This is a genomic window from Mycobacterium arosiense ATCC BAA-1401 = DSM 45069 (genome assembly GCF_002086125.1).
Lineage (GTDB): Bacteria > Actinomycetota > Actinomycetes > Mycobacteriales > Mycobacteriaceae > Mycobacterium > Mycobacterium arosiense.
The window spans coordinates 1-313 of the sequence record NZ_MVHG01000291.1 but is presented as its reverse complement, the minus strand read 5'-3'; the positions used below and the strand labels follow the sequence as shown (position 1 = coordinate 313).

The 313-nt window shown below is 65.5% G+C and carries 1 protein-coding gene; it reads left to right on the top strand.

The genetic code is table 11. From position 1 onward, the window contains the following. Positions 1–75: 75 nt before the first annotated feature. Positions 76–313 (top strand): C-terminal helicase domain-containing protein (locus tag BST14_RS31950; protein WP_245845858.1); only part of this gene is annotated, 238 nt, incomplete at its 3' end.

Genomic DNA, 313 nt, shown 5'->3' with positions numbered 1-313 from the left:
CTCGAGGACCGACCGGTCTTCGCGCGACTCGGCGCGCTGCGGCGTTACCTGGAAACGGTGAAGGTTCGCGTGGCGATGGACCTGTTGAGCGAGCTCGACGCCGAGGACAAGGTGATCCTGTTCTGCGAGTTCAAGCCGACCGTGGCTGCGCTGAAGGAACTCTGCGAGCAGGCCGGGCACGGCTGCGTCACGCTGGTGGGCAATGACTCGCTCACCAAGCGGCAGAAAGCGATCGATCGCTTCCAGCAGGATCCCGACTGCCGGGTGTTCATCTGCACCACGGCGGCCGCCGGGACGGGCAACAACCTCACTG